This window comes from Chachezhania sediminis, from assembly GCF_009765275.1.
Lineage (GTDB): Bacteria > Pseudomonadota > Alphaproteobacteria > Rhodobacterales > Rhodobacteraceae > Chachezhania > Chachezhania sediminis.
In genome coordinates, this window is sequence record NZ_VOPH01000003.1 from 735,119 (window position 1) to 742,200 (window position 7,082).

General features: G+C 65.3%; 7 protein-coding genes. 1 reads left to right on the forward strand and 6 read right to left on the reverse strand.

The genetic code is table 11. The annotated features are described in order from the left end of the window. Nucleotides 1–4 precede the first annotated feature (4 nt). Both FQK05_RS12820 and FQK05_RS12825 read right to left on the reverse strand, forming a co-directional pair. Nucleotides 5–1,534: a M81 family metallopeptidase gene (locus FQK05_RS12820; RefSeq protein WP_158967306.1), complete on the reverse strand. Its 1,530-nt coding sequence runs from the start codon at nt 1,532–1,534 to the stop codon at nt 5–7. A 37-nt stretch (nt 1,535–1,571) separates the two neighbouring features. Further along, a complete protein-coding gene (locus FQK05_RS12825) occupies nt 1,572–2,915 on the reverse strand; it encodes a D-serine ammonia-lyase (protein ID WP_325063879.1) in 1,344 nt (447 codons plus the stop codon). Between the two features lie 158 nt (nt 2,916–3,073). Between FQK05_RS12825 and FQK05_RS12830 the strand changes: the two genes are divergently transcribed. Then, nucleotides 3,074–3,997: a LysR family transcriptional regulator gene (locus tag FQK05_RS12830; protein WP_158967308.1), complete on the forward strand. Its 924-nt coding sequence runs from the start codon at nt 3,074–3,076 to the stop codon at nt 3,995–3,997. A 245-nt stretch (nt 3,998–4,242) separates the two neighbouring features. On the opposite strand, the gene FQK05_RS12835 is transcribed toward FQK05_RS12830, so the two are convergent. The 4 genes from FQK05_RS12835 to FQK05_RS12850 form a co-directional block, all read right to left on the reverse strand. Then, complete coding sequence (locus FQK05_RS12835) at nt 4,243–5,025, reverse strand: enoyl-CoA hydratase-related protein (protein WP_158967310.1); 783 nt, start codon at nt 5,023–5,025, stop codon at nt 4,243–4,245. Nucleotides 5,026–5,089: 64 nt separating this feature from the next. Beyond that, entirely contained in the window at nt 5,090–5,860 is a 771-nt protein-coding gene (locus tag FQK05_RS12840; RefSeq protein ID WP_158967312.1) for an SDR family NAD(P)-dependent oxidoreductase, read from the reverse strand. A gap of 10 nt (nt 5,861–5,870) precedes the next feature. Next, nucleotides 5,871–6,263: a Zn-ribbon domain-containing OB-fold protein gene (locus FQK05_RS12845; protein WP_158967313.1), complete on the reverse strand. Its 393-nt coding sequence runs from the start codon at nt 6,261–6,263 to the stop codon at nt 5,871–5,873. A gap of 1 nt (nt 6,264) precedes the next feature. Beyond that, nucleotides 6,265–7,082: thiolase domain-containing protein (locus tag FQK05_RS12850; protein ID WP_158967315.1), on the reverse strand; the 818-nt coding region annotated here is incomplete at its 5' end.

Sequence of the window (7,082 nt, forward strand, 5' to 3'; positions counted from 1 at the left end):
GGGGTTACGCCGGAACGGCAGGGGCGAAACGGGGGCCGCGCGGTTTCAGCCGCAGCCCCGGGGCAAGGTGTTTCCAGTCCAGCGCCGAGGGATCGGCCAGCATCGCGCCGGGAGCGATGGCCATGAGGACCGCCGAGCAGATCGGTTCGAAGTCCGCCCGGAAATGGGCCGTGCTTTTCACGACAAGGATCGCTTGGTCTTTCGGTTCGATGCCCACGACGCGGAAGAAGCTGAGATCCAGCATCTGCACCCGCTGCGATGCCACCGCGATCCGTACCCCGCCCAGGCGCAGGCAGGCCGAAGGGCCCAGATTGACCCAGGCTCCGCCCGCGACCGGTCCGGTTGCCAAGACCCGGCCGTCAGAGACGGTTTCGACCACGAAATCGGCTTCCAGCGGTGCGTCCCCGGCGATGCCCGAGCGGCCGCCAAGCCGGAGCCGCACCGTTGCACCGACGCCCGCGTCATGGGCCAGACGGGCGGCTTCGGGATCGTAGATCAGCCCGATGGCCGCATCCTGCGCATCCGCATCGACCAGCGCGCGCAGCATTCCGGTCGTGTCGGAATTGCCGCCACCGCCGGGATTGTCCTGGCTGTCGGATATGGCGACGGGCCGGCCGGTCTGTCCTGCGATGGCCTGGGCTTCGCGCACGGCTTCGGCCGGACTATAGAGCTTGCCGTCGAAATCTGCCTCGAACCCGTTGACGATATCGGCCAGCGCATCCGCTGCGGCATCCGCATCGGCCGCGGTATCGGCATAGGCCAGAACTGACGGCCTGCAATCCACGAAATCCGCCGCGGGGAAACAGGGGAAAAAGCTCATCGAGGCGATGGGCCGTTCCAGGTCCTTCATGCGGGACAGGATCGTGGCGCCGGGTTCGATGACGGAGGGCTGAAAGACGGTCGGGATCAGGAAATCGAGCTGCCGGAAGGCCTTGGCCGGACGCCAGCCCTGATCGACCATCCGCCGCATCAGATCGAAGCCGCGGCGGCCCGTATCGGCCATGTCGACATGCGGATAGGTCCGGTACGCCACCAGCGCATCCGCCATCTCGACCATGAGGGGCGAGGTGTTGCCATGCGGATCAAGCCCGACGACAATCGCCGCCTTGGGGCCCGCGACCTCGCGCACCCGTCGCAGGATCTCGCCTTCTGCGTCCGGGTAGTCTTGGCTGACCATCGCGCCGTGCAGGTCCAGATAGACACCGTCCAGCGGCAGCGCCGCTTCGACCCCGGCAATCAATTCGGCACAGATCGACTCGAACACGTCCGCCGGCACCGTCGCCGACGGCGCCGCGGCCGTCCAAACAGTGGGGATCAGGTCCCAGCCCGGTTCGATTTCGTGCATGGCATCGAAAAATCCGGTCGCCGGGTAGTTTCCGCCGGCAATACCGGTCAGGATCTCCGGTCCCCGCAACAGGCCGGGGAATTCGCCCGGAACGGTGAAATCCTCCATCCGCGTCGCGGTCGGGCAGAAGGTATTTGTTTCGTGGATGAAGCCGCCAAGGGCGATGCGTCGGGGGGACTGTTCGGTCATGCCGGTACTCCTTCAATCGTCAATTGCGTGCGGGTCTTCATTCCGACCCGGCCGCAGCGCGGGCACGGGCCAGCACGTCTTCGAACTGGGCGTCGTCCATCATTCCGCCGCCGGTGGTCCAGACGACATGTGCGCAGGGCCGGACGGTCAGGGACGAAGCCACGGGACGAACCGACGCGAACCCCGCCGCCGCCGATACCTCGAGCCGCAGGCCAGGCTGCGCGGCCATGCGCGCGACCCAATGGAACATCTGTGCGTCGCGAACCGTCGCCACGCCGTGAACCAGCTGGCCGACCTGTTCGCAGACCAGAAGCGAGGCGGCCGGCACAGCCAGCCCGTCGGCCTCTGTCCGGTTGGTCAGGCCTATGTCGTAGACACTGGTGCTTTGGTCCCGGCCGCTGGCCAGTTGCACCAGCACGCAGGGCGCGGCGACGGGTTCGACGAAAACCGGCAGGACTGCATCGCCCAGGAAATGCTTCAGACCGAACGCGATCCCGCCCGGCGCGCCGCCCACCCCGCAGGGCAGGTGGACAACCAGCGGGGCCTCGGGGGTGGGGTGAATGGGAAGGGCCGCCAATTGTTCGGCGAATTCCGCAGCCGCTGCCGCATAGCCCAGAAACAGGACCTTCGAATCCTCGTCATCGACGAAGTAGCATTGCGGGTCCGCCGCCGCGATCCGCCGCGCATTGTCCACGGCACGGGCATAATCCCCCGGGTGGGCCACGACGGTCGCGCCGATGGCGGCCAGCCGTTCCTTCTTCCACTGCCGGGCGTCGACCGACATGTGCACCTCGGCTGCAAACCCCATGGCGCGGCCGATCAGCCCTACGGCGTAGCCCAGATTGCCGGTGCTGCCCGTCATCACCTTGTGGTTTGCAAACAGCGCACGCGCCTCGGGCGAAGCCAGGACACGGCTGTCGGAGGTATCCATCCCGGCCTTCCGGGCCAGGGCCCGGGCCAGCACCAGCACTTCGTAGAAACCGCCCCGTGCCTTGATGCTGCCCGCCACCGGAAGAAGGTGATCGCACTTGATCACGACAGGTACGTCCTGCCCGTCGGGCCCTGTGACCTCTGCGGACTGTTCGGGTGACAGGGCCAGCAGGTTGGATGCGATCCGCCCGCCGCTCTGTTCCAGTTCGGGAAACAGTTCGGCCAGCAGCGGAGCGAAGTTCTTCCAGTCGGTGATGGCGGACCCGAGATCGTCCTGTCCGATCGACAAGTCGGCAAGCGCCTGCGCAGCAGGAGCAACCGAAGGGTTGAGCCAAAGAGTGGGCTCGCCCCGACGCACGGCAGAAGGGATGGTGTCGCCCCGGTCCGTTGCTGCATCCTGCGATTTTCCAGGGGTATGGCCCATGAACCTCTCCGACATGCCAAGGGGCATCCTGCCGCGCAGCGCACTGCACAACCGGGAACCGCTTTCTGCGAATTTCTGAATTTCCACGAGCGTATGGCGCAGCCTTGCGAACGACAAATGATCAATGCTGCACTGAAATATTAGCTGTGCTAAATTATCCGCGCTTAGTTGGCGAAAGGTTCTCCATGGCTCGATTTGACGCTCGTCTGGCGGCGGACCTGTGGTTCTTCGTCAACGCCGCAAACAGCGAAAACCTCGATGCGGCTGCAAGCAGGCTTGCGGTCACGCAGAGCGCAGTGACCCAGCGCATCCATCGGCTGGAACAGCGTCTGGGCCTGAAATTGTTCGCCCGACAGGGGCGGAACTTGCGGCTGACACCGGAAGGGCAGCGCCTGGCTGAAACCTGCACCTCCGGTTTCGACAAGATGCAGGGGGCCATCGCCGGTTTGACCGATACGGACAGGTCCACGGCCGTCAAGGTCAGCTGCGCCCCTTCGCTGGCAGTGGAATGGCTGGCACCGGCACTGAACGATTTCAACGCGCTGCATCCCGACATCCCGATCGCGATCTTCGGCGAGATGAACAATGTCGACCAGCGCCGGATGACCACGGACAACATCGACATCGCGATCCGCTACGGGACCGAACCGCCGAAGGACGCACTGGTGGTTGCCGAGATCCCGGAAATGGTCTTCCCCGTTGCTTCGCCCCGTCTTGCCCACCGGATCGAGAGTACGGGACAGGGGGCAACGGTGCTGCTGCACGATGCGACCCCGTGGGAGGGCGCGCCGTCCTACACATCGGAATGGGATATCTGGCTGGACCGTCGCAAGTGGCCCTCCGGAGATCAGCGGCAGGACCAGTTCTTCAACATGGCGCAGTTGGCCTATCGCGCGGCCTTGGGCGGGTCCGGCCTGGCGCTGGGGCGTCGGCTGGTCGTGTCGCGCTACCTGTCGGCCGGACAACTGGTGAAAGCTGGCCCGCACCCCATGCTCGACGAATTCCGCTATTACATCTGCGCCAGCTCACCGGTTCAACTCGGCGTGGTGCAGGTCTTTCTGGACTGGCTCCTTGAGGCGATGCAGAGCGAAGGCGGAAAGCCTGAATGAACGGGGCGATGTTGCGCGACACAGCATTGCCAGGATTTACGTTGGGAATACGAAGGGTTGCCGACCTGAACCGATGTGGTGGACGCCCCCACCCAACGGCATCTCATATGCCCTGATGGTTCCATCGGAACCAAACGGAGGGCGCATCGATGACGACGAAGATCGGTATGCTGGCGATCGACCTGGCGAAGGGCAGCTTCCAGGTGTGCGCAATCGGAGCGTTTGGGGCGAGTGTATTCACTCGCCTAAGTCGTTCGCGGGATGCCTGTGAACTTGGCTGCGCGCTTTTCGAGAAAGGCGGCCCGCCCCTCGCGGACTTCTGCGCCACCGCTGCATTCGCGTTGAAGACGGTCCTCCTCAGCCAGTTGGTCCTCAAAATTCAGCGCGGCGGCGCTTTCGTGCAATGCGCGGATCCTGCTCAGTGCATTGACCGGCCCGTTCGCCAGGCGACGGGCGACAACGAGCGCTTCGTCCATCAGTTTTTCCGCCGGGCACAGACGATTCACGAGGCCCCAGTCGAGGGCTTTCTCGGCGTCCAGCTTTTCGGCGAGCAAAGTCAGTTCCCGCGCGCGCGCTTCGCCGATGCGACGGGCAATAAGCCAGCTCGACCCGCAATCCGGCACCAGCCCGATACGCGCGAAGGCCTGCAGGAAACTTGCGTTTTCCGAACACAGGATGATGTCAGCCAGCAGCGCCAGACTCATCCCGGCACCGGCGGCCACGCCGTTGACGGCGGCTACGATCGGAATCGGGCAATGGCGCAGCGCCAGAACCATCGGGTGATACCAGGTCTCAAGCAGGGTCTTGCCCGCCTCGGGCTCCAGCTTCTCGCCAAGATCCGCGCCCGAGCAGAAGCCGCGCCCGGCACCGGTTAGCAGGATACAGCGCACCGTTCCGCCGGCAATGCAATCCTCGACGGCGGCCTGCAGAGCTCGGGCCAAGCTGCCCGACAGCGCGTTCAGCCCCTCGGGCCGGTTCAACGTCAGGATGGCGACGCCATCGCGGTCTTCTCTCAGCAGTATATCCATGGTTTTCCGGTCCTTGTGCGCCACCGGTACGGCGCAGCAGCGCCGAACCGGTGGCGGTCGTCGATCAGAGGTTGATGTTCATGCCGCCATCGATGCCGAGGTTCTGGCCCGTGATGTAGGACGCGCTGTCGGACAGCAGGAAGGCCACCGGGCGCACCACTTCGCTTGTTTCGGCCCAGTAGCCCATGGGGATGCGGGACAGGATGCTGTCGCGGAACTTCTCGCCCCGGACGGTTTCCGTCATCGGGGTCTCGACCACGCCGAAGCTGACCGAATTGGAGCGGATGCCGTAGCGCGCCCATTCCTTGGCCGCGGTCATCGAGATGCCGAAGATGCCGGCCTTGGCGGCGGCATAGTTGATCTGCCCGATGGAACCGCCCCGACCCGCGATGGACGACACATGCACCATCGCGCCGATGTTGCGGCTTTCCCCGTCCACGGCGCGTTCGAGGATCGCGCGGCCCACGGCCTGTGTCCAGATATAGGCACCGGTCAGATGCACCCGGATAACGTCGTCCCACTGGCTGTGGGTCATCTTCTTGATCATCGCGGGACGGGTGATCCCGGCATTGTTGACGAGGCCGGTGATGGTGAGACCCTTTTTGCCGATATCCGCGACCGTGGCGGCGGCGAAATCGGCGTCGGAGACGTCGCCGGTATAGACCAAGGCCTGCGGGATATCGGCCTTCAGCGCCTCGAGCGCCTCGCCGTTCAGGTCAATGCCGATGGGCGTGCCGCCAAGATCGGCGATCATACCGGCGAGCGCGCGCCCGATGCCCTGTCCCGCACCGGTGACGACGATGACCTTGCCTTCGAGTGTTCCGAGATTCTGCACTGTTGTTTCCTCAGTTTGTGTCGCGCGCGAGGCGGAAAACCGCAGCGGTCAACCCCTCGGGATGTTTCTGGAAATCCACCCGGACCGGGTCGCCGATGGCGACCGCATCGTCGGCGTCGACGATCTGCGTCATGATCGTCGGTCCCTCCTCGAGCGTGACATAGGCCACGACGCGCAGGGGGGTCTCGGGGATCCGGGTGACGGCGAGGCTGTAGATCACGCCCTTGCCTGAGGCCGGGACGAAGCGGATCGCCTCTGACCGGCAGAAGGGGCAGATCGCGCGCGGGTAGTGATGCGCTTCGCCGCAGCTCTCACAGCGCGCAATCAGGAAATCGCCAGCCTCGGTGCCCTGCCAGAAGGGCAGGGCGTCGAAATTCACGGCGGCAAGGTCAGCGAGGGTCATGTCAGAGCCTTTCGAGAATGAGCGTCGCGCTTCCGTGGCGCGTGGCCAGCGAGCCGCCGGTGCCATGGGCCAGCGCCAGGTCGCAGCCGGGGACCTGAACCGCCGGATGCGCCTCGCCGCGCAGCTGGCGGACGGCTTCGATGACCTTGGTCATGCCCCCCCGGTTCGAGGGGTGGTTGTTGCACAGCCCGCCGCCATCGGTGTTGAAGGGCAGCTTTCCCTGTCCCGAGATCAGATTGCCATCGGCGACAAAGGCGCCGCCCTTGCCCTTTTCGCAGAACCCGAGGTCTTCGAGCGCGACCAGCACGGTGATCGTGAAGCTGTCGTAGATCGAGGCGTATTTGATGTCTGCAGGCGTGACGCCCGCCTCGGCAAAGGCCCGTGGGCCCGAGATCGCGCCCGCCGAGGTGGTCAGATCCACGCGCCCGGCCGAAGGATGCTTCACCGCCTCGCCGTTGCCCCGGACCTTGACCAGCGGCCGGTTCAGTGACTTGGCGACTGCCTCGCTGGTCACGACCAGCGCGCCGCCGCCGTCGCTGACAACGCAGCAATCGAGTCGGTGCAGCGGTGCTGAAACGAGGGGGGAGTTCACCACGTCATCGACCGTCACCACCTTGCGCAGCATGGCGCGCTCGTTGTGTTGCGCGTGCTGCGAGGCGGCGACCTTGATCCAGGCCAACTGTTCGGAGGTGGTGCCGAATTCGTACATGTGCCGCGCCGCGACCATGCCGTACATTTCGACCACCGAGGGGGCGAAAAGCCCCTCGAAGGGCGTGTCGGGCGTCGGGCTGGGCGGCATCTTGGCCGATTTCATGCCCG